We start from the raw sequence: 22,810 nt of genomic DNA on the forward strand, positions 1-22,810 counted from the left end.
TACTACATGATGAATCAAGATTGTCTGATTTTGCTTGCATCATCCGAAGTCTCCGAACAATACAATAACCTGAAACTGGATCAGGCAGACAAACAGCGTTTACAGAAAAATCCGCATTTAGCTCAGCGTACCGACTGGCAAAGCAGCCGGTTTTTGAAACAGCAGCTTTCTGCTTTCTATAAACGGCTTTCTCTTACACATAAGAAAGGTTATGCCGGTTTAATCGCCTGTTCTTCAATACAGCATATTCCGGGTATTGATATGGAGTATGCACAGGAACGTGATTTTATATCACTGGCAAAGCTCTGCTGTACAGATAACGAACAGAAATGGCTATCTGAACAGCAGAATCTATCTTGCTCTTTTTACCAGTTATGGACGCTCAAAGAAGCATTGATTAAAGTCAGACACGGTCAGTTATCTGATATGCACCAATATAATTTAATACCTGACGGATATGATGGAATTTATATTCCGGCATTGGATATTCCGGTTCAGGCATACAGCTGCATTGTCGATAATTGCTGGCATATCAGTGTAGTCTATCCTGCTGACTGCTCTACATCCCCGTTAAATTGTACTTATGGATTTGGTCGCTGGCATAACTACAAATTTAACTGGCATCAATGGCCTGTTAGCTCATCCGTTTAAATATCAGAGATGAATTTACCCCTCCGAAAGCAAAATTATTATTCATAACAAACTCTGTATCAATTTCGCGGGCTTTATTGACAATATAATCCAGCTCACCGCACCGGCTATCGATCTGATTGAGATTCAAAGTTGGTGCAAACCAGCCTTCATTCATCATGTGAATTGAAAACCATGATTCCAGTGCGCCGCAGGCGCCAAGAGTATGTCCAAGATAACTTTTTTGCGAACTGATCGGCACGTATCCGAACACATCCGCCGTAGCAAGAGTTTCCGCAATATCTCCCTGTTCAGTTGCTGTACCGTGACCATTAATATAACCAACCTCAGCAGCCGACAGATGCGCATCTTCAAGTGCCATCTGCATACAACGGCGCATTGTCGTACGTTCCGGTCGGGTGATGTGTGACCCATCACTAGTACAGGCAAATCCCACAACTTCAGCATAAATTCTGGCTCCGCGTGCTTTAGCCATTTCGTACTCTTCCAGTACAAGAATACCTGCACCTTCTCCAATAACCAGTCCATCACGATCAGCATCATAGGGACTTGGTGATAGCTCCGGAGTCTCATTACGCAAACTTGTTGCATATAACGAATCAAACACGAAAGCTTCAGAAACACATAACTCCTCACCACCTCCGGCTAGCATCATATCAATTTTGCCAGATTTAATTGCTTCATAAGCATAACCAATTGCCTGATTACCTGAAGCACAGGCACTGGATGTAGGAATTACCCTTCCGGTCAGACCAAAGAAAATTGACAGATTAGCAGCCGTAGTATGCGGCATTATACGTACGTAGGTATTGGCATTAAAATTTGCAGAGCTGCCATTAAGAACAAGTTCGCTGATGTCGCGAATATCCTGCGGACTGCCTGTAGACGAACCACATGCTACGCCCATTCGCCCGTCCTTAATAGACTCATCTCCGAGCAGTCCTGCATCTGCCAGTGCATTTTCAGCAGCCTGTGTACACATCTGGGCTACTTTTCCCATACTGCGCAGTTGTTTGCGCGTCCAGTGTGCAGGAGGAGAATAGTCTGTCACCGGTGCAGCCAGTCTGGTATTTAAATCCTGATACCGATCCCAGCTTTCCATACGGACTACTTTATTTTTATAAGCCAGCAACCCGCTTTTAACTGAAGCCCAGTCATTCCCCAGCGCACTGACACCGCTCATGCCTGTAATCACAACACGTCTCAACATAAACCTCCGTTTACAGCCAGCACCTGCCGGGTAATATAAGCAGCCTGTTCTGATACCAGAAAAGCTACTGCATGGGCTACTTCCTCTGCCCGTCCCATACGATTCATAGGTATAGCCTTCAGAATCTCAGCAACAGGTACATGTTCATCAATCATTTCTGTTTCGATCAGCCCGGGCGCTACACAATTAACTGTAATTTTGCGTCTGGCCAGCTCAACTGCAAGTGCCTTGGCTGCCCCAATCATACCGGCTTTGGATGCACTGTAATTTACCTGCCCCCGATTACCTGTTATTCCGGAAACAGAAGCAACGCAAACAATACGCCCGGCTTTTCGCCGGCGTATCATGGGCATCATCAGCGGATGCAGTACATTGAAAAAACCATCCAGATTGGTATCCAGCACCTGATCCCAGTCATCGTTACTTAGTGCCGGAAAAGCGTTATCACGGGTAATACCAGCATTCAGTACCACACCATAATAAGCACCATGCTGTTCGATATCATTTAGTAAAACTTCCTGACAGGCTTGCCGGTCACTGATATCAAAAGTCAGTATGCGGCTGTGAGAGCCAAATGCCGCTATTTCAGCAGCTACTTTTTCAGCATCAGCACGCCGGCTGCGACAATGCAGCACAATATCCCAGCCAGCCTGAGCCAGCGTCAGTGCGATTGCTCTGCCGATTCCGCGCGCGGAACCGGTAACCAGAATGGTTTTATCATTATTCATCATGTATTAGATCATTTTCAGTAGGACTGTATACATTAAGTGCTGCTTCCGCCAGTAACTGATTCGGATTTCTGGCTTCATCACACAGCCATAACTGGCTGTCAAAAACGCCAAAGCCGTTTGTATCCTGTAAAGAAGCATGAATCTTAATCTGCAAGATAACGGGTACTGGTAATGCTGAAAAATAAAGCTGAAGCTTTCTTGTTCCCAGCAAAAATCCCAGACGCACCGGTTCACCGGCGTCATGAGCTAATGCGCCAGCCCATGCCGCTACGCCCTGAGCCATGATTTCCATTGCTGCCCATGAATGAAGACATTCTCCCGTAACCAGGATCTGATTTGGTTTTACGTATGCATAGGCTGTTAAGCTATGTTCATCATAATTTACGATTTCATCCAGTAACACCATTCTGCCACTATGTGGGAGCAGGGAAGCCACATCATAAATCGGGGTTTGCATTATTGCTCCCCATAATCAGTGCGGTATTATTACCACCAAAAGCAAATGAAGTACTTAATGCTATGCGCGGATTATCAGCATTGAATGCTTCCTGAAATTGTGTCAGATGAATGAATGCTAATTCGGGATCAAGATTTGTTTTTGCCCGATGCGGGGGTAATTTACCATCAGGATTAATTTGGCGACTGATTACTGTCCATAAGAAAGCAGCTTCGAGTGCACCTGCTGCCCCAAGTGTATGACCAGTAAGTGCTTTAGTTGAAGCACAGGATACTTCCTCACCCAATTCGTTATGAATAGCCAGCGCTTCCATAGCATCATTCTGAGTAGTACCAGTACCATGCAGATTAACCCAGCCAATAGCACTGGCCGGCAACTGTGCATTATGTAAAGCCTGCTGAATTACTTTTCTGGCTCCTTCCGCATCAGGACGCGGACTGGACATATGATAGGCATCACTGCTTGAACCATATCCTAATAGAGGCAGACCTCTGGCCGGATTCCGGGTCATTACGAATACAGCTGCTGCTTCACCAATATTGATGCCATCGCGCATGGCGGTAAATGGCTGACATTGCCCGGAAGATAATACCTTTAATGCATGAAAACCATTAATAGTCAGCGCCGAAAGAGTATCTACTCCACCACAAATTACAGCGTCGCACATACCAGTACGCAATAACCGTGCCGCACTTATGAGTGCTCGTGCTCCTGAAGTACAGGCAGTTGATATACCATAGCGGACATTACGCAACTGATACATCTCAGCCACAAAATCTGCCGGTGAAGACATTAACTGCAAGGTCTGATTATAACCACTGTTTACCCAGTCCTGCCGCGTAAATCCATACTCAAGGGCAGCCCTGTTATCATCACCGCCAGTTGTCGATGTACCGAGTACAACTGCTACCCGATCGTTCCCATATTCAGTTATGGCATCCTGAATGTCTTCTTCAATCTGTAAAAGTGCGTGCCAAAGCAACTGATTATTACGACTACAGAAATCCGGATTCAATCCGGTCGGAAAGGGTCTTAATGCTGTCTGGACTGATCCGAATAAATATGATTTACCATTTACCCAGAAATCGCTACGGGTAAGATAATTGTCTGCTTCACCCAGCAAAGCACTTATATGCTCATGCACACCACAGCCGAGAGCACTGACCATAGCAGGACGACTTAGAAAAACCGGTTTATTCATCAGTTACCTCCCGGATTTTCCAATGCTGTTTATGCCATTCTATTTCTGCAACCATACCATCTGTACCAGAAGAAACTCTTACATCATTCAGTTCAGCAGGTACAGACCAATGATACTGATGACCAAGATAAGCATAGACGGCAGTAAATAGCTGACGTGCTTTGGGATTAGGAGGTAAAAAACCGTCATTATGCCATTTTCCCTGTTGCAGAATCTGTCTGGATATCGGTGCACCTAAACCATCAACCTGTACAAACCGCCATTGCTGCTCCGACAACGGTTCAATTAACAGCAGACTGTTACTGCCATTTTTATCTGTAACTTGCAAAGTGAGCGTTTGCTTCAATACCGGTAACGAATCAATCACTGGTAAACTTTGACAGGCGCTAAGACAAAACAACATCATCAGCCAAATAACAAAATTCTTTAACATATTTTGGCTTGACCACAAATTTCTGCCAGAACAGCCAGACGACGTTCTGAATTGATAACATAAGGGTTGGTTTCATCCCATGCATAGCCGGCAAGAATAGAGCTTATCATGCGTCTGATTTCAGGATTAATTTTTTCAGCATATATAACATCCTGAAAAGCTGTGCTATACCAGCCATTGACATAAGTCTTAAAGGTATTAATACCTATCTGTAATTTATCAGCAAAATCCTGCTGCCAGTTTACTGTTTCTCCGGAAAACTGCCGGTGCAGTACATCTGTAGCCAGTTTGGCCGAATGCATGGCAATCGTTACGCCGGATGAAAAAACCGGATCAAGAAATTCTGAAGCATTTCCTAATAAAGCAAAGCGTTTTCCATACAGACTTTTAACGTTAGCAGAATAATTGCGTAAAGTCCGAAATGGTACATCGTTGTGCCATTGTGCATTGACCAGAATGCGTTTGAGCATGGGCACTTCACTGACAAATTTTTGTAAAATAGCCTCCGCACCCTCTGCTCCATGATTGTTCAGACATTCCGGCAAGCCGACCACACCAATAGAGGTACGATTGTTACTGAATGGAATAAACCAGAACCACACATCACGTAAATCTGGATGGGTACATATCAGAATTTTGTTACGGTCAAATACCGGATCTGTAACATTATCATCAATATGAGTAAAATAAGCCATGCGTTCAGGCAAGGAAGACGGCTGTTCCAGATCAAGCAATTTTGCTAATACCCGTCCGTATCCGCTGGCATCCAGCACAAATTGCGTCCGAATCTGATAAGGCACTCCCTGTGTATCTGTTACTGACAGAACAGCAGCAGCATCCTCAAACTCAATCCCGTTAACACTGTGTTCAAAACGAACTTCTACGCCCTGTTTCTGTGCTTCACTAATAAGAATATGATCAAAACGTCCCCGCATTACCTGAAAGGTAGTACCCGGACCCGGTGAAAATTTATCGGTAAAATCTATAGTGGTATAGCGATTACCCCAGCTAAATGCCGCACCATTTTTAAACTGGAAACCATCGGCAGCACCTGCATTTACTGCTTCCAGCATTCCGGCCTCTGCAATAAATTCCATGCAATGAGGTAACAGGCTTTCACCAATCACAAACCGGGGAAAAACTTGTTTTTCAAGTACACAAACCCGATAACCTTTTTTATTTAATAAAGCACCGGCAATAGATCCGGACGGACCGGCACCAATTATTACCACATCAAACTGACTCATTACACCTCCCCCTGTTATCGGCTCCGGGCAGCAAGGCCAGAGCCAGTATCAAGCTAAAAAATACCCCAAGAGCAACACTGCGACCAAAACTGGCAATAGCCGGAGTTGCGCTGAAACCAAGAATAGCAAACGAAATCATTGTTGTTGTCGCAGCCAGCAATACACCGGCCAGACGTTCGGCTACTGCCATCTGTTTGACGGAAACATAGATTGCATAATCCATACCTATTGCCGTAACCAGAAACAGACCAAAAATAGCAAATAAAGACAATGGCCAGCCCGCATAAGCAAATACAGCCAGACAGGCTAATGAAGACAGAACAGGTACAGCCAGCATTAAAAGTCCTTTACGCCAGCCAAAAGCATAAGCCAGCAATACGATGGCTACCAGATAAGAAGCTATCTTCAATGCAATTGCCTGATTTCGCGTATGTGTAAATAACTGATTTAATGCCTGTAAATTATTAACAAAATAAATACCGTTATTTTTATCGGCCAGCTTCTGTAAAGCAGTAACCTGACTTACTCCTGACAAACTGACAATAGCCGCAACTTTTCCGTTACTCATTTTGCCCAGATATAAATCCTGCCATGCGGTTCCCAGTTCATTATCAAGACTTTGGGAAATTGTTTGCAAAGGTAGTTTTTGTAAACCAGTCAGATAATCCCGGATACTGTGTTCATCTATGCCCAAATTAACTAAATCACGCCAGTTATCTGTATTGCTTAACAGACAACTTACATCCTGCTGGCGCTGCTTTTGGATGCTAAACGGCATAACCCACTGATCAAGAGACTGAAAACCGGATAATTGTTTTTGTATAACCAAATCCTGTAATGATTTGCCCAGAGTACGACTTTTCAGTAACAATTCATCATCATTATCTGCCTGTAATACAAAATACTGTCCGGACGGCATCGTCTGAGTAAGTAAACCGATTTTTTGTGCCTGTGCCATCCATTGTGGTGACAGATTAGCCCACTGGCGGATATCATCCTGAGTGTTCAGCCGCAATAAGCCTCCGCCCATAAGCAGCAGAATCAGTAATACCGGCCATTTTTTCTGTACCATAGTCTGCCTCTTGCGGACGATAAATTTACCGAAAGATAACATGGCACCCAAAGCCTGCGGATAGATATATGCCTGAGTAGTAGAAAAAAATGCAGGTAAACAAAGTAAGCTGAATAAAAATGCACTAATCAGCGCAGCAGCAGAAAATATCGCCGTCTGCTGCAATATCGGCAAAGGTGTAATCAGTAAAGCCGCATAACCCAGTAAAGTAATAATCAAACTTAATAAAAAGGCTTTAGCTGCAATATGTAAAGCCTGCCAGCGATTCCATTGCTGCTGAATCACGCCACTGGCCAGCCAGTGTAAAGGAAAATCCAGCAATACACCCATCAAACTGGTTCCCACTACCAGAGTGAGAATATGGATATGTCCGAAGAGCATTACGGTAGCTGCCAGACCAAATAAGATACCTACTGCCAGAGGAAGCAATAAATATAAAATACGCAGACTGCGGAAAAGCAACAACAGCAGCAGAAAAGTTAAACCCATACCCAGTATACTCATATACTGGCTTTCCTTCTCTCCGGTGGCTTTATTTTCTGCGGCAAAAATAGCACCACCAGCCATCAGTACCTGCACATCCTGAGATGCCTGAGTATCATGAATTACATTAAGAAGACCATCTGGTACATTAATCAGTCCGGCTTTTTCCGGTAAACGCGCCCGTAATAAAACCCATGTAGTATCACCATCATCTATATTCAGCCAGCCTGTCTGAAAATTATAATAAACAGGTCCGTCCTGACTGGCCTGATGCATAATGATGTTACCCAGTCCGAGCCAGTCCTGGTCAACAGGTAATATACTACGCTCAGCAAACGGATTAACAAGTGTTTGCGCCTGTCTGGCAAAAGCTTCTTCAGGCTGATTGATAATATTGCGCCAGCTTTGTTCTGAAACGACAGCCAGACTCAGTCGTTGCATACTGGCCTGCAAAGCGGCAACATCTGGTTCAAGTTTACCTGTAACAGACTGGAATATATGACTATCCTGCCATTTTTGCTGAATCATCTGTGCCGCTTCAACCGCCTTGTCAGGCGACTTACTGCCCACTAAAACCACAATATCACGGTTCATACGCTGATTCATGCGCATTTTAGCCATCTGCTGTGCCTGTGTATTCTGCCCGTCATCAGGCAACAGGCTGGTTAAATCAGTATCCAGACGATTCTGTTGCAGAAAGCTATAAAATAACGCTGCCGCCACAAAAAATATCAGCAGTAAATAAAGACCAGCCCAGACGCGTTTACGGTAAAACGGCATTTTGCTCAAACCTGTTCAGGGCTGTATTAATTTTCAAAGCGGAAAATGTAATTTCCGTACGATCGCCCTGCACTTCAGACAGTACAATTTTTTTCACCGACTCATCACCCTGAATATCAATTCTGGTGAAGATTTGTTTCATCAATACACTTTTCGGCTGCAATTGTAATTTCCAATTTTGAGCAGTGCCTTGCAATTGCAAAGTAAACTGGCTTTGTATGCCATTAGTTTGCCCGGCAAGCAGATCCAGAAAAAGCTTTACCTGATTTTTTTGCGCACTGGCTGATTGTTTACTGGCAATCCATTTATTATTGGCGTTTAGCTGATCAATACCTGATTTACGCACCCTCATGGTATCTGCAAAAGGTTTTTTCATCTGCCATAATAAGCCGGCTTTTGGTACCAGTACAAACTGTCCCTGTGCAATAATGGGTTTATTGGTACCGCGTAAAAAACGCTGCTGTGTGAAATCACCTTTTATATTTTGTGGCCGTTGCAATTGATTTTGTAACTCAGTTAAATCAAAAGCCCATAACAATCCACTAAACAGGCAACACCAGCAAATAAATAAAATTTTTCTCAACATATTAATCTTCCCCTTTCAAACCATTTTGCATGGCATTTCGCACTGCCTGTAACCAGCTTTCCGGCGTCTGAAACTGAGTTTCCCGTGTCTGCATACACACAGCAACCTGCATACTTGATGCCTTGGTAAGCTTTTTGCCGCTGATTATGTCACTGATGACATAATCAAACTTCAAACAGCTTTCATATTCTTTTAATACAACTTCAACGCGGATTTTCTGTCCGAAAACAGCCGGTCGTACATACTTGAGATTAAGTTGCACAATCGGCCAGCCATAACCGTTGGCTTTCATGACATTGTAATCATAACCTATAGCACTTAAAAAAGCACAGCGTGCTACTTCCAGATATTTGACATAATGCCCGTGCCAGACAATATCCATTGAGTCGATATCAAAGAAAGGTACTTCAATAATCACACTGTGCCGTAACTGCTTATATTGCCCTGTCATCCTGATTCCAAAAATCAAAAAAATTAAACCATTGTCTTGGTGCTTTACAGCAATAGGTACCTAACAATTGAGCATATTGCTGAACATATTGTTTAATACAATGTTCCCTTTTTTGCCGTTTCCAGTTCACATTTGCTGCAAAACGCTGAATATGTAAATGATACTTACCCTGCTGTTTAAAACAGAACAAGGTATTGACTGGTACTTTTAATAATCCGGCTAATAACCATGGTCCCTGTGGCCAGTTTGCTGTCTGCCCGAGAAATGGGATGGCTACAATTTTCTCTCCTCTTACCGGTACACGGTCAGCAGCAATAGCCAGCCACTCACCACGCTGCACTCTTTCATTCAGCTCCATCATTACCTTTGTATCCAGAGATGTCACCTGAATTAAACGAATCCGTGAAGCACCGGCGTCTTTTAAAGCCTTATTAAATTTCACTGCATGGCTGCTATGAATCAGCACATTCAGTATAAGATTTTTATGCTTTTTGACTAATGCACGGCAGATTTCTGTATTACCCAAATGTGAACAGACAAATATCTGTCCCGTAGTACCTGCAACAGGCTGATCAATATACTGAGTAAGATTATCCGGATCATGAATAATCAAATCTTCATATCTGATGCGCCCCTGCCAGACTGCGAAGCGGTCGACTATAGCCTGAGCAAAAGCATAAAACTGCCAGAATACAGATCCTTTTACGGACAGAATCCGGGACAGCTCTGTATGGCTTTTTGCTAATAAATGCTGATAACAGGCAACATTTCGGCGTGCCGATGACGCGGTCAGATAAAAATATGCCACTACTATACAAACTATCGGTGACAAAAGCAGTACAGGACAATATTTAACCAGATAACGGGTCAGAAGCAAGGCAAAGCTACTTCCCCGTTCCTGCTGATTAGCCCAGTGGCGGATTGAATTAGCCATGGAGCTTCCTTTTCCGGCGATTTCGTAAAATTTCCGGTAAATTCAATAACATATTGAAAAATAAACGCGCATGCATTCTGGAAATCAGAACATTATCCTTCCAGACCCGAAAATGGGAAATACCATCGGAAGCATAAGTAATCGGCGTATCAATCCAGATAAAGACACAGCCCCGCCGATGCAGATACACCAGAAGTTCAGCATCAAAATCCATGTAATTACCAATATTTTTTTCTCTGATCACATCAATGGTAGGAACCAGCGGATAAATACGGAATCCGCACATTCCATCCTGAATATCCATTGATAACGTATTTACTGCCAACCAGAAATTAGTAATTTTACGTCCATAAAGACGTGCTTTTGGTGTATCGTCATTGTAAACCGGTCGCCCGCAAATAACTGCATGAGGCTGTGCTTCAGCGGCAGTTATCAGTTTTTGCGTATCTTCCAGACAATGCTGTGCATCAGCATCCACCTGCAAAATATGTGTATAGCCATGTACAGCAGCATACTTTATGCCATCCTTAACCGCAGCACCTTTGCCACCGTTACAGGCACGATAAATTATTTCAATACCGGGTTGTAATAATTCACGTAATTGCGTACGAATTGTTTCATCAGAACCGTCATCTACAATCAGACAATCTATCCCGTAGCCCAGCATCGACTGAGCCACCTTACCTACTGTATGCAAATGGTTATAATGCGGAATCAATGCCAGCAGTCTCATGATGCATCACTTTCACTATCAGGTATCACCAACCGGCCGGAAGTAATTTTTTTATCCTGCATTGTGCATTGAAAGGAAATTTTTCTACGGACACAATCACGCTTAAATACCAGTTCAATAACATCAGCCGGCCGGAGAAAATGTTGAAATTTCAGATTTTCCATCTGTAATGGTGCCTGAACCAGCCATGAACATTGTTGTAGCAGCTCTATTATCCATTTAATCTGAATAACGCCCGGTACCAGATGAAATACATCGAAATGACCTTTGAAATACTCCAGATCCAGAGGGACCTGAATCCGTAACCAGTATTCATCTGCAGAAACCATTTTCTGATCCAGAACAACAGGGTTGATAACTGGCTGTAAAATGGCCTGTTGCACATCCTCCGGATTCAGTTTACTTTGTAAATTGCGCGGTAACACTGTTGTAAACCGCCAATGGCGCGGCAAGGCAATTTTTTCCTGACTTTTAGCCAGATAGTTTTTTAACTGATGAATAATAACTTTGCGTCCCTGCTTGCACCATTCACGAACGCCGGCATCGGTCAAAGCCACCCATGCAGCAAGATGAGTACCCTCAGGATGCTTTAGAATATGAATATCAGCAACCCATTCATGCTGCATAAGCTGATTTTCCAGTTGCATAAGGGAAATACGTTTATCTGCCAGTTTGATAATCCGGTCTATCCTGCCTAACAAATCAAAACCATTCTCATGCTCCACCACTGCATCAGCCAGTAATTGCTCGGTAGTACAGCGCTGCGACTGAACAGACAAACCATTCTGACTAACGCTATAACTAATATCAGGAAAAAACTGCCAGTATGGCTGTTTGATTCGACTGGCTACTGCGCCAGTTTCAGTACTGCCATAAATTTCAATTACTTCAGAACAGATATGTTCAAGCAAAAAATCTTTATTGGTTTGTGCCAGTATTCCGCCGGCAGAAATAACAGCACTCACATGCCCTTTAGCCAGAGAGATATCATGAGTCTGCCGGAATGTATGCAGTAAAGTCGGGCTGCTGATCCAGATCACTTTTTTAAAAGCCTGACTAGTTACCAGCAATAACTCCGGAAAAATAAGGCGATGACGATAAAGCGGCAATCCCAGATACATGCTGAGCATAATAAGAAAGCTCAGCCCATACATATGCTGTACACTGACACTGCCCAGCACAATCGGCTGGTCTTTGATAACTGAATCCGGTAATACTTCTGCCAGAATCTGTGCTTCAAGACACAATACGTTCCAGTCTTTTTTAATCAGTTTGGCTTTACCGGTAGAACCTGATGTTTGCAAAAATACCGCGATATTATTTATCGGCTTTCTGTCAGACTCACTGTAGCTCTGTGAATTCCATGCAGATGCCGGTAATGACGGAATATTCAGTTTATTATTAATTTCATCAGACAGATAAATATCTACAGTCTGCTCCAGCCACTGAGCATTTTCATCAGAAAGATTAGCCGGCAGATAAACATCTGTACCGGCCTGCACACATGCCAGTAAAGCGATGGCAAAATGAGCATTATCATCAAAATACAGACCGGCACTTTTGACAGAATGATCAGACAAATACTGGCTTAATGCCGTTATTTGTGCCATGGCTTGCTGCCAGCTCAGGCTGCTCTGACCAGTAGTAAATAAAGCCTGACTTCGGGCCCGCTCTGCCCAGAATTGCTCTGACGTCATCATATTTATATTTTTAATATTAACCGCCGATACAGAAACTCTCCGCCAAACAGTATTCCCATCAGCAGATAAGAAATCAGCCCTGTATATACAGTCCATGCGTGCCAGTATTCACCGGTAATCAAACCAGCGGTAATTATGATATTCACACAAAAAAAACCGCACCATATCTGAGTAATACGTCTGGTATAGCGCACACCTGAAGCAGGCAGATCAGGACGCTGTAAGCGGGCAAGACGCTCAATTAAGGACTGCCGGCTATACAGACTTGCACCAAATACCAGCAAAAGCAGCGCACTTACCATTACCGGATACCAGTACATGGCTTTAGCTGAATGCAGCCATGCTAAAACGATAAACAGTAACATTACTGCACATGACAACAGCTTTTGTAATGGCTGACGGTTAAGTAATGCCCGTAACAGCCAGATCAGCGCCATCAATACTGCAACCGGAATAACGCCGGTGTATTTTTGACCAAAATACCAGATAAACGGATAAAGGATACTGACCAGAACGAGTACAGTATTAATTACCGGATATAATTTAGGCATTCTCGGCCTGTTTGGCCTTGTTCATGACTGCCTGAATTACATCAGCTACCGTACGCACATTGCGAAAATCCTCTGCCTGTAATTTGTGTCCAGTCTGGCGCTTGATATAATCAATCAGATCAATAGCATCGATACTGTCAATTTCTAAATCTGCAAATAAATCTGCTTCCGGTTTGATTCGCTCTGGAGCAATTTCAAACAGATTTTCCAGTGCATTTGCCAGAATGGCATAAATTTCCTGTTCAGTCATACACAGGTTTCCCTTTTAAAATAAAAACAGGTTATCTTTAACGTTTGCTTTGGATGTAATTTGCTAGTGTATTAACACTAAAAAAATACTCGCGCAGCTGGCTGCTGTCATTTTCCATTTGCAAACCAAATTTTTTCTGAATGGCCAGACCTAACTCCAAAGCATCTACTGAATCCAGTCCTAGACCATCATCCCCGAATAAGGCCATATCATCACCTATATCATCTGTTGTGATATCTTCCAGCCCTAAACTGTCAATAATTAATTCTTTAATCTGAATAACTAAATCGCTCATTTACTACTTTCTTCTACTGCATTCCTGCTGGAAATATTCCTGCAACTGCTGGTTAAGTTGTCTTGCCGCAATTGGCAAAGGTTTGTGTTGTAACCACTGCTGTGGATCGATATCATCACCAACATAAAAATCATAATGAATTTTCTGTTTTGGTACCTGATACCAGGGTTGGTATTTTTTCAACGCCGGCGGATTCATGACAATCACGACCGGAGTAATTACGCTGGCACTGCGTAATCCGATAGACACAGCACCACGATTAAAACAAATTTTATTATCCCATCCGGTACGTGTCCCTTCAGGAAAAATCAGCATACTCTGCCCGCTGCGCAGTATTGCATCCGCATCCTCAACAACCTGTAAAGATTCATCATTCGGTAAAAATCCACAGGCAAGTATCGAGCTTTTCATTACCGGATTACGCAATAAATCGTTCTTAACAATACAGTTGAGCACCGGTACCTTGGCCAGCATAAACACAACATCCAGTAATGAAGGATGATTCACTAAAATCAGTTGCCCGGGGCGACCCAAACGTTCAAAACCATGATAGCGGACAGCAATAACTCCTGTGATACTCAGATAACGGATAAATGCCGCCCAGACAGATGCAACCAGCCGTCGCGCTTTTATCTGGCTATCTGCATTTTTTCTTACAGCAGGTAAGGTATAAGGCCACAGAATTATTTTAAACAGCAGCCCGAATACACCAAAAATTACAAAACCCATTGCTGTTGCACACCAGCGCCACAGCCAGTTACACCAATCTGTTAACCAATTTGCCACCGCCAGATACCTTGCTCTGCAGATTGATGACGCACGGGTTGCGCTGTAATCTGCTGTGTAATCCATTCCAGTGCACTACTGTAATAATTCAGTTCACCAGATAATAATTCGTTGCCAGTATCTGCTGTTGAATAAGTCAGGCTTACCTGTTCACCTCTGGTAATAATTAACCCCAGTGCCAGCGGAAACGGAGCACGTACAGCGGCTACGTTATATTCCTCAGCCAGAGGTTCTTCTACTACGACTACCAAAACCTGTGATGCCCCCTCTTCCAGCAGACCTACAGCCTCAGTAACTCCGATTTCCAAACCATTGTATCTGGCAGTCAGCGCAATACTTTCACTCATATCACCCCGCATCAGCGACCATTGTCCGATAATGGCATTATGTACTGATAAGGCAAACGAAGTGGGTGATAACTCTTCTTGCTGTATCAGGCTTTTCCACAATTGAAAACTGCGGTTGATCTCACCATCATGAGAAACAAAAACTACCGGACAGGAAGCATCCTCTTGCAGCAGCGGCCATGACGCAGCAAACATCAAACGAGCAGCAGAGCTTAAGCGACGTCTTTTCATTGCCGGCAAAAAAGATAAATCCACATCTTTAGCCGGTAAATCACCTACATTTCTGCGCTGAGCAACCCATTTTTGCCAGTCTTCCGGCGTATGATGAAAAGGACTAACAGCATGCCAGTCAGATATTGAAAACTTCATATATCTGTTGAAAATCTTATAAACTTGACATTATATGTAAATATATAACAATAAACAATAAAATATTTTTGTTTATTGTTAATGTCATTTGAATCTATTTAATTTCAATATATCTGGCAAAATCTAAAGTATTTGTTTATGCAATATTAAAGACCCTAAATAATTAATAGTTAATGATTAAAAACATTAAGGGTAAAAGGCTAAAAGTAATTTTAAATTTAAATTAAGTGTTAATTATTATTTAGATTTTAAATTAATGTATTTACAGATATTAGTGTATACCTATCAGCACATAAAAGCCGCGCTCCTCTGTTAAAGCGCTTATTTATGTAAACTTCAATGTCATATCAACAAAGCAATGCACATCTAATCTTACTGATTACTTCAATAATAGATTGCCAGTTAGTCTTTATTACTTATTGTTACCGTACCATAGACCATGAATATTTTCGTTGTGTCTGCCGAACCGGTATAGCAGCCTTCACCGCCGCTGAGGTAACACGCAAGTGCAGCAAATCCCCATGCATCATCCATAGAAACCATAAGCTTGCGAGTGGTGAGTTTTTCCAGATGATACTCAGTACCAAAATCTCGCACTTTTTGTGCAGCTATACTGAGCGATTCACTGACTGACGGATGATCCCACCCCCATAACCAGGTATTGTCTTCAGTATTGTATGTACCAACTATTTGTATTGGGGCAGTTACCATCAGTTTTTTTTCATGACTGACAAAAGTAATCGTACCGGTATCAAGGTCTGCACTCCATTCAGCGGTATCAAGACCCCAAGTATCTATTGCCATCTGTGTGCGTAATTGTATCTCGTTATTTGCGCGTACAATGGTAAGCTCTGGCTCGGAAAGCTCTGTTGTATGCTGATCAGTATTTTTTTCTTTGCTGCCAAAAAGTTTTTTTAAGAAATTACCCATGTTTTATCCCCTGTTTATAATATTGGTTAAGAAAAAATTATTTTATATATTTATTAATCGTTATAACTATTTGAATTATATCACGATAATTATTAAATTCTAAATCAGTTTTTTATAGTTAACTAAACAAAGTATATACTTACAATATTATTAAGCATTTATTATCAGATATTTACCACTTTATTAGCATGCATGACCGGATTAAATTTTTCGCCAGAAGCATCAACAATTTATTTTTTAAGTTGATTATTTTCTATAAAACATTGATGCTCTGGCTAAAAAATGAATTCAATTTGTAAGCAATTTAATCCATTGCGGTTTTATTCGAGCCAGATTGCACTAAGCATACGTCCGGTTTTCCCGTCACGACGATAAGAAAAATAACGCTCCCGCTGCAATACAGTACATTCCGTTCCACCATATACCTGATGCACACCGGCATCTGCGAGAGCCAGCCGTGCCAGAGCATAAATATCAGCCAGATAGTGCTCATTACCAATATCTGTAAATGCAGTCTGCGCCTTTGGCTGTTTCAGACAAAACACCTCCCATACTTCAGCGCCGACTTCAAAAGCCTCCGGTCCGATTGCAGGACCAAGGTAAGCTAATATTTCCAGAGGGTTAACCTGCATAGCCTCTACAGTATTCTGCAATACTCCGTTTGCCAGTCCGCGCCAGCCGGCATGTGCAGCAGCAACAACAGTTCCGGCACGGTCACACAATAATACCGGCAAACAATCGGCTGTCATAATCGCACAGGCTGCCGATTCGCCGCGGTGACAAAAGCTTGCATCAGCATTGGCCGGTGTACCTGACTGCAACGCAGTTAACGCAGACACAGCATTAATAACATCTGCGCTGTGCACCTGATTCAGATAAGCCAGAGGTTTTGCTACCTGTTGTTGTACTAATGCACGATTATGCTGCACGGCATCTGCGTTATCACCGACATGTGCTCCGACATTCAATGAATTGAACGGTGGCTGGCTCACACCGCCCTGACGTGTTGTAAACAGGGTATGCACACTGGCTGGTGCAGGCCATTGTGCATTAAAAAAGACATTTTTATTCTGATTCAGACCGAGTGCCTGATTCATGTCCCATTGATTCATTCCTCTGTCCTATTCGCGTACATAAATAACATCCACATCATAATCATCGTCGTCCCAGTCATCATCTTCTGCTGCTTCCGCACTCAGCCGCTGCTGCCATTGGTCTTCGGTTTTAATGGAAGAGTCCATGCCAGCCTGTAAACGCAGTACAGACAGTAAATGATAAATATCAGCCGGTAACGGAGCTTCAAATTGCATATTCTCCTGAGTTTGCGGATGAATAAAACTCAGCCGGTAGGCATGCAGTGCCTGACGTGCCAGCATTTTAATAGCGTCTCTGACTTCTGTTGTGGCGTGATGGCGCGGATTACCATAAAGAGCATCTCCGGCAAGCGGATGTCCGGCAGCTTTCATATGCACGCGAATCTGATGAGTACGGCCGGTTTCCAGCTGACATTCGATATAGCTGAAATCGGCATAACGTTCGAGTACTTTTACATGCGTAATGGCCTCTTTGCCGCCAAAAGGGACAACAGCCATACGGGTACGATTATGCGGATCACGTCCGATCAGTGTTTCAATTTTACCGTCAAACGGCACTACCCCGTCAGCAACAGCACGATAGGTACGTTTGACTGTCCGTGCCTGTAACTGACGAACCAGATGAGTTTGTGCGACTATGGTTTTGGCGACAACCATTAATCCGCTGGTATCTTTATCCAGACGGTGTACGATACCGGCTCGTGGTACTTGTGTCAGTGCCGGGCAATACGCGAGCAGACCATTGAGTAATGTGCCCTGCCAGTTTCCTGCTGCAGGATGTACAACCAGCCCGGCCGGTTTATTCAGTACCAGTACACTATCATCTTCATATATAATATCCAGTGACATAGCCTGCGGTATGAAAGCCAGCTGGCTTTCATCCTGCTGGATAGCTGCCTGTATGGCTTCGCCGCCTATCAGTTTATACTTGGGCGGGACAACGCTGCCATTGACTGTGACATGGCCGTCTTTTATCCACGCAGTCAGCCGGCTGCGGGAAAATTCTGGCGCTAGTTTTGCCAGTGCGGCATCCAGACGCAGGCCGGCCAGTTCATTAGGTACTGTCCAATTTTTATAACTTTGTGTACTATCATCTGCCGTAAATGGCAAATCATCGTTATAATCGTCATCATTCTCTAACAAAGAAGTGTCTTTCATGAAAAATTTGTTTTTGGCGGTGGCCTTAGGCCTGTTACTGAGTGCCTGTGCCAGCACAAGTACGGTAGATAAAGATTCCCAGATTACCCAGGACTGGTCAGTTCAGCGTCTGTACAATGAAGCACATGATGAGCTGATGCACCGTAATTATACTCATGCAGAGAAATTATACGAAATTCTGCAGGCACGTTTTCCTTATGGTTCTTATGCCGAACAGGCTCAGCTGGATACGGCTTATGCTTATTATAAGGATGATGAGAACGATAAGGCACTGGCTGCGATTGAACAGTTCCAGCGTCTTTATCCGCAACATCCGAATATGGATTATGCGTTATATTTGAAAGCGCTGATTCAGCTCAATGAAGACAAATCATTTGTCAGCAAACTGGCAAAACAGGACTGGTCTGACCGCGATCCTAAAGCGAACCGCGAAGCTTATGCTACTTTTGCTCTGCTCGTACAGTATTTTCCACAGAGCAAATATGCTGACGACGCCCGTGCCAAAATGCAGAAACTGCTGGATGCACTGGGTGGTAATGAACTCTCAGTGGCACGGTATTATATGAAGCGCGGTGCGTGGCTTGCTGCGGTAGGACGGGCACAGACTGTCATTTCTCAATTTCAGAATACGCCAAATGTTGAAGAAGCTCTGGCAATCATGGTTTCAGCATATGCAAATCTGGGCGAGCAGAAACTCAGTGATGATACCAAACGTGTACTGGCACAGAATTTCCCGAACAGCCCGTATTTACAGAAACCATGGCAGGATCACAATACCATTCCATGGTGGCGTTACTGGAAGTAATTACGGCTGATATTCCGGTACTCAGTCTCAGATAAGCTACACTTCTTAATCAGACCAATTCGCAGGTATTGGTCTGATTTTTTGTATATGCGCAATTGATTATTCTGCTCTGTATAGTTTTTGCACATGGTGCACAGAAGTAATCAGAACTTACAAATACAAGTAATCTGTAGTCTTTTTTACAGCAAATATTTATTCAATATGTTCGGAATTTCTGCAGGCATCGTTTCTGAAATTGAAAAGTATGTTCTGATTATTGTTACCCTGATTTCAGTTCAGAAAAAATTTTATACTTCTGGCAAATATTCGCGTGCTAACCAGCGAATCTGCATCTGTGCATCCGGTAATAATTTTTGTAATTTTGCCACAGCAGCTTCAGTCAGTAACTGTCCGCACATAAATATATCAATGGCAGCATAGTGATGTTCAGGCCATGTATGGATACTGATATGTGATTCAGCCAATAACAATACACCCGTAACACCACCGTTACCGCCGAAAGTATGAAAATGACTGGTAAGAATATGCGCCTGTGCTGCCTGCGCAGCCTGACGCAATAATTCTTCGATGGCAACAGCATCCTGCAACCAGTTACCGTTTGTTTGATAAACATCCAGTAAACAGTGCTGCCCTACACTATGACTAAGCTGTTTTATTTGTGCCATCGCCCGCTGCTACTATAATAATGCCCGCCCGAAGAGTTTGTATCTGTTTCATGCGCGGCATAATCTATCCATGTAAATGCAATTAATAGTATTGCAGCAATATATATATTATATTTTCTGGTTTTATTTAATTGACGAGTTTTTAATTTGGGCACAGTCGACAGTAAACTAAAAGCAAGTATAAACACTAGCACCGCATCAATTCCATAGTCATAATCAGCCGGTCCGCCGACCAATATTATAAAAATTACTGGTAAATTTAAAACAACAAATAAAGCTATCCAGAAATTAGGGTTATAAATATTAAACAGAGAATTTATAAAGGTTTGCCGGGACCATTTTCTGATATTGTCGGCATTAAAATCTTTTGCTTTAATGCCTTGATGTTCACGCACAATTTCAACAGCTTTATCCCGCTCAAGGGGTTTTGCTTTAATACTGATATTTTTATCATTTTGAAACCATGCAGCCACCAGAGAAGCAGGGATGGTGCTGACCACAGACCATGATTGTTCGTTGTCCGTGAGCGTTGTAGACAGTTTATGCGCCTTGCAACCATAATCGATATAATACATTCTATCGCCCGGAGCAACCTGCCAGTAAAATGCACCGGCAGCATACATTACATGGGCGGCATAATCATATAAAAATGGAATGTCTTCTCTTTTCAAATCAACAGGTTGTAATGGTCCGTTTAAAATAGGCCAATCGTCCAGTGTTGAAGCCATTGCCCATTGATTATTTTCCAGCTCCAGCAGCCATAAAAAGCCTTTTCTGGGTGAGTAAAGCAGATATTCAGTCCAACCAAGACTGTCTTCTTCCTCTGTCTCTTCACGCATAACCTGAACATACAAAGGTACATCTGGAAAAGCTATCTGTACTGGTAATTCCACCAGTATCATTGCACCCAGTACCCACCAGTCTTCATTGTTGATACGTGCTTTACTGCCAATTTTAATGGTTAACTGACGCTCATACCATTCACGCTTCTCACTGATGTTTTTCTGTAATGCCGCGTCTTCACTCATATCCATCTGACCGTGGCAATACTGGCATAGTACGTAATCGGTTACCCCGCTTACCCAGAGAATTTCACCGCCGCAACTCGGGCATTTACCTCTTTTAGTTCTGCCTTTTACATAACCGGCCTGGCTGCGTATCTGTTCTTTTCTGCGAGTGTTTTGCAGTTTCAGTGATTTCAGGGTCACTCCCCGGCCTGCAAATACTTCAGGCTGTTGCTGACCGGATGAGTAATCCAGCGTAATAAATGACAAACCATTACGGCAATCAGCTACCAGTGCTGTTTCAGAATTTGGCAGCGATACAGGTAACTCACCTTCAGCCACATACTGACCGCGGCTGGTTTTGTGAATATCAGCTACAGCATACCGACGTGACTGATACTTAAAAAATGTTTTACCGACTTTCAGACTACTGAATTCGGGTAATTTTTCCTCACTGGCAGATGCCGGCTGCAAACGGGTAAAAGCAAAACGGTCATTAGTTTCAGACAGCCATGCACTGCTGCCATCTTCTAACAGTGCATGCCACTCATTCCATAAACCTGCTTCATAATGTACTTGTATACGCCCGATCAGAATAAATGACTTACCCTGCCACTTACCGGTAGTACCGATTTGCAGCGGAGATAAATCATTCAATACTGCAGAATGGCGCCCTGATTGAAGCAGTTTGTTCTGATTAACTAATAAAACAGAATGACAATAGCCGCAAACCGCAGTTACTGCGGTGGCTGAACGGATTCCGATTTCAGCCCCGCAGCTGGGACAGTTTGTGTGCAGAAGATAAGAGGATGAACTATTCATACTGCGAATTAACCGGTGATTTTTTTGATAATCTCAGCCTTGGCAGTATCATAATCATTCTGACTAATCAGATTTTGCTCCAGCAATGTTTTCAGTTGCGCGAGCCGCGCAGTTAAATCTGAAGATCCGTTTTCAGTACTACCGGCCGGTGCAGTCTGTGCAGCCACCGTTCCGGTCAGACCTGAAGTCATCACAGTGGCTATATTCATACCGACCCCCAGTCCGGCACCAATTCCGGCAATACCGCCTTCATTCTCCGCTGCCAGCGGAATGGCCTGTGCAGTCTGATACTGGGTGTAACGTGCTATATCCCCGACAATACCCATGCCGATACGCTCATCCAGACGCTTTTGCAGATTTTCCGGCAGAGTAATGCTTTCCACAGTAAACTTTTCCAGCTCCAGTCCGAGCTCTGCAAAAGCCGGTTTTAGTAATGTTATCATTTGCTGTGACAGCATTAGCTGGTTAGCAGCCATATCCAGAAAAGGAATAGAAGAATTGCCAAAAGCAGTGGCCATCTGAGTAATGACCAGATTACGCAGCTGCTCTTCCAATGTTTCAGTTCGGTATTCTTCACAGACACCGCTTACTTCACGAAAGAAAACTGCCGGCTGGGCAATGCGAAAAGTGTACATGCCAAACGAGCGTACAGCGATGACGCCAAAATCACTGTCGCGAATGGTAACCGGCTGTGCAGTTCCCCAGCGTCTGGATAATTGCTGACGCAGATTGAAAAAATACACATCTGATTTAAATGGAGACTGAAATAATTTACTCCAGTTTTTCAGATTGGTGAGTAAAGGCAGATTCTGGGTATTAAGGGTAAATGTTCCTGTACCAAACTGATCTGCAATCTGACCTTCATCCACAAAAAGAGCAGACTGTGCTTCACGCACCACCAGAGCAGCACCATTCTGAATTTCCTGATCCTGTAAGGGAAACCGCCACATTAACACATCCGGGTCAGGATTTTCCCACTGGATAACGTCAATAAATTGTTTCTTAATGAAGCCACCCAGACCATTACTGCCAAAAATTGAATTCATTACCATTGTTCGTATCCAG

The 22,810-nt window shown here is 43.2% G+C and carries 25 protein-coding genes; 2 read left to right on the plus strand and 23 right to left on the minus strand.

All coding sequences use genetic code 11. The features are described 5' to 3' along the window. The first annotated feature begins 6 nt into the window (after positions 1 to 6). Positions 7 to 651 carry a 4'-phosphopantetheinyl transferase superfamily protein gene (locus GYY70_RS05845; RefSeq protein ID WP_174831587.1) on the plus strand — a complete coding sequence of 215 codons (645 nt, stop codon included), beginning with the start codon at positions 7 to 9 and terminating at the stop codon, positions 649 to 651. Here GYY70_RS05845 and GYY70_RS05850 read toward each other — a convergent pair. The 20 genes from GYY70_RS05850 to rluD form a co-directional block, all read right to left on the minus strand. Further along, positions 635 to 1,861, minus strand: a complete 1,227-nt coding sequence (locus GYY70_RS05850) for a beta-ketoacyl-ACP synthase (protein ID WP_174831588.1) — start codon at positions 1,859 to 1,861, stop codon at positions 635 to 637. The two genes, GYY70_RS05845 and GYY70_RS05850, sit on opposite strands and share 17 nt — an antisense overlap. Next, positions 1,855 to 2,589, minus strand: a complete 735-nt coding sequence (gene fabG / locus GYY70_RS05855) for a 3-oxoacyl-ACP reductase FabG (protein ID WP_174831685.1) — start codon at positions 2,587 to 2,589, stop codon at positions 1,855 to 1,857. Before fabG ends, GYY70_RS05850 begins: the two co-directional genes overlap by 7 nt. Beyond that, a complete protein-coding gene (locus GYY70_RS05860; protein WP_037392603.1) occupies positions 2,582 to 3,049 on the minus strand; it encodes a hypothetical protein in 468 nt (155 codons plus the stop codon). Before GYY70_RS05860 ends, fabG begins: the two co-directional genes overlap by 8 nt. Continuing rightward, entirely contained in the window at positions 3,030 to 4,250 is a 1,221-nt protein-coding gene (locus GYY70_RS05865; protein WP_174831589.1) for a beta-ketoacyl-ACP synthase, read from the minus strand. The genes GYY70_RS05860 and GYY70_RS05865 overlap by 20 nt, the downstream gene beginning before the upstream one ends. Further along, complete coding sequence (locus tag GYY70_RS05870; RefSeq protein ID WP_174831590.1) at positions 4,243 to 4,683, minus strand: hypothetical protein; 441 nt, start codon at positions 4,681 to 4,683, stop codon at positions 4,243 to 4,245. The genes GYY70_RS05865 and GYY70_RS05870 overlap by 8 nt, the downstream gene beginning before the upstream one ends. Further along, positions 4,677 to 5,930, minus strand: a complete 1,254-nt coding sequence (locus tag GYY70_RS05875) for an NAD(P)/FAD-dependent oxidoreductase (protein ID WP_174831591.1) — start codon at positions 5,928 to 5,930, stop codon at positions 4,677 to 4,679. The genes GYY70_RS05870 and GYY70_RS05875 overlap by 7 nt, the downstream gene beginning before the upstream one ends. Then, a complete protein-coding gene (locus GYY70_RS05880) occupies positions 5,917 to 8,265 on the minus strand; it encodes an MMPL family transporter (RefSeq protein ID WP_174831592.1) in 2,349 nt (782 codons plus the stop codon). The genes GYY70_RS05875 and GYY70_RS05880 overlap by 14 nt, the downstream gene beginning before the upstream one ends. Further along, complete coding sequence (locus GYY70_RS05885; RefSeq protein ID WP_174831593.1) at positions 8,249 to 8,851, minus strand: outer membrane lipoprotein carrier protein LolA; 603 nt, start codon at positions 8,849 to 8,851, stop codon at positions 8,249 to 8,251. Before GYY70_RS05885 ends, GYY70_RS05880 begins: the two co-directional genes overlap by 17 nt. 1 nt (position 8,852) lies before the next feature. Continuing rightward, positions 8,853 to 9,302, minus strand: a complete 450-nt coding sequence (locus GYY70_RS05890; RefSeq protein WP_174831594.1) for a thioesterase family protein — start codon at positions 9,300 to 9,302, stop codon at positions 8,853 to 8,855. Beyond that, on the minus strand, positions 9,286 to 10,236 hold the full coding sequence (locus GYY70_RS05895) for a glycosyl transferase family 2 (protein ID WP_174831595.1): 951 nt from the start codon (positions 10,234 to 10,236) through the stop codon (positions 9,286 to 9,288). Before GYY70_RS05895 ends, GYY70_RS05890 begins: the two co-directional genes overlap by 17 nt. After that, positions 10,229 to 10,969 carry a glycosyltransferase family 2 protein gene (locus GYY70_RS05900; RefSeq protein WP_174831596.1) on the minus strand — a complete coding sequence of 247 codons (741 nt, stop codon included), beginning with the start codon at positions 10,967 to 10,969 and terminating at the stop codon, positions 10,229 to 10,231. Before GYY70_RS05900 ends, GYY70_RS05895 begins: the two co-directional genes overlap by 8 nt. After that, positions 10,966 to 12,669 carry an AMP-binding protein gene (locus GYY70_RS05905; protein WP_174831597.1) on the minus strand — a complete coding sequence of 568 codons (1,704 nt, stop codon included), beginning with the start codon at positions 12,667 to 12,669 and terminating at the stop codon, positions 10,966 to 10,968. Before GYY70_RS05905 ends, GYY70_RS05900 begins: the two co-directional genes overlap by 4 nt. 2 nt (positions 12,670 to 12,671) lie before the next feature. After that, positions 12,672 to 13,220, minus strand: coding sequence for a membrane protein (locus GYY70_RS05910; protein ID WP_041879327.1), 549 nt, complete (start codon positions 13,218 to 13,220; stop codon positions 12,672 to 12,674). Beyond that, positions 13,213 to 13,470, minus strand: a complete 258-nt coding sequence (locus tag GYY70_RS05915) for an acyl carrier protein (RefSeq protein WP_025330056.1) — start codon at positions 13,468 to 13,470, stop codon at positions 13,213 to 13,215. The genes GYY70_RS05910 and GYY70_RS05915 overlap by 8 nt, the downstream gene beginning before the upstream one ends. Before the next feature lie 37 nt (positions 13,471 to 13,507). After that, a complete protein-coding gene (locus GYY70_RS05920; protein ID WP_025330055.1) occupies positions 13,508 to 13,765 on the minus strand; it encodes a phosphopantetheine-binding protein in 258 nt (85 codons plus the stop codon). Positions 13,766 to 13,768: 3 nt separating this feature from the next. Then, positions 13,769 to 14,494, minus strand: coding sequence for a 1-acyl-sn-glycerol-3-phosphate acyltransferase (locus tag GYY70_RS05925; protein ID WP_238791854.1), 726 nt, complete (start codon positions 14,492 to 14,494; stop codon positions 13,769 to 13,771). Between the two features lie 41 nt (positions 14,495 to 14,535). After that, entirely contained in the window at positions 14,536 to 15,267 is a 732-nt protein-coding gene (locus GYY70_RS05930) for a beta-ketoacyl synthase chain length factor (RefSeq protein ID WP_084548062.1), read from the minus strand. A gap of 402 nt (positions 15,268 to 15,669) precedes the next feature. Further along, positions 15,670 to 16,197: a DUF6882 domain-containing protein gene (locus GYY70_RS05935; RefSeq protein WP_174831599.1), complete on the minus strand. Its 528-nt coding sequence runs from the start codon at positions 16,195 to 16,197 to the stop codon at positions 15,670 to 15,672. A gap of 320 nt (positions 16,198 to 16,517) precedes the next feature. Next, positions 16,518 to 17,309 carry a peptidoglycan editing factor PgeF gene (gene pgeF, locus GYY70_RS05940; RefSeq protein WP_174831600.1) on the minus strand — a complete coding sequence of 264 codons (792 nt, stop codon included), beginning with the start codon at positions 17,307 to 17,309 and terminating at the stop codon, positions 16,518 to 16,520. A 9-nt stretch (positions 17,310 to 17,318) separates the two neighbouring features. Next, positions 17,319 to 18,449, minus strand: coding sequence for a 23S rRNA pseudouridine(1911/1915/1917) synthase RluD (gene rluD / locus GYY70_RS05945; RefSeq protein WP_084548059.1), 1,131 nt, complete (start codon positions 18,447 to 18,449; stop codon positions 17,319 to 17,321). On the opposite strand from rluD, the gene GYY70_RS05950 reads away from it, so the two are divergent. Next, complete coding sequence (locus GYY70_RS05950; RefSeq protein WP_038648650.1) at positions 18,448 to 19,254, plus strand: outer membrane protein assembly factor BamD; 807 nt, start codon at positions 18,448 to 18,450, stop codon at positions 19,252 to 19,254. The genes rluD and GYY70_RS05950 overlap by 2 nt on opposite strands. A gap of 287 nt (positions 19,255 to 19,541) precedes the next feature. On the opposite strand, the gene speD is transcribed toward GYY70_RS05950, so the two are convergent. The 3 genes from speD to GYY70_RS05965 are packed head-to-tail and all read right to left on the minus strand — an operon-like array spanning position 19,542 to position 22,797. Further along, on the minus strand, positions 19,542 to 19,919 hold the full coding sequence (gene speD, locus GYY70_RS05955) for an adenosylmethionine decarboxylase (protein WP_174831601.1): 378 nt from the start codon (positions 19,917 to 19,919) through the stop codon (positions 19,542 to 19,544). After that, complete coding sequence (locus GYY70_RS05960) at positions 19,907 to 21,745, minus strand: DUF4178 domain-containing protein (RefSeq protein WP_174831602.1); 1,839 nt, start codon at positions 21,743 to 21,745, stop codon at positions 19,907 to 19,909. The genes speD and GYY70_RS05960 overlap by 13 nt, the downstream gene beginning before the upstream one ends. Positions 21,746 to 21,753: 8 nt before the next feature. Continuing rightward, positions 21,754 to 22,797 carry an SPFH domain-containing protein gene (locus GYY70_RS05965; RefSeq protein ID WP_084548056.1) on the minus strand — a complete coding sequence of 348 codons (1,044 nt, stop codon included), beginning with the start codon at positions 22,795 to 22,797 and terminating at the stop codon, positions 21,754 to 21,756. Positions 22,798 to 22,810 lie beyond the last annotated feature (13 nt).

This window comes from Snodgrassella sp. ESL0324 (assembly GCF_013344955.1).
GTDB classification, from domain to species: Bacteria; Pseudomonadota; Gammaproteobacteria; order Burkholderiales; family Neisseriaceae; genus Snodgrassella; species Snodgrassella alvi.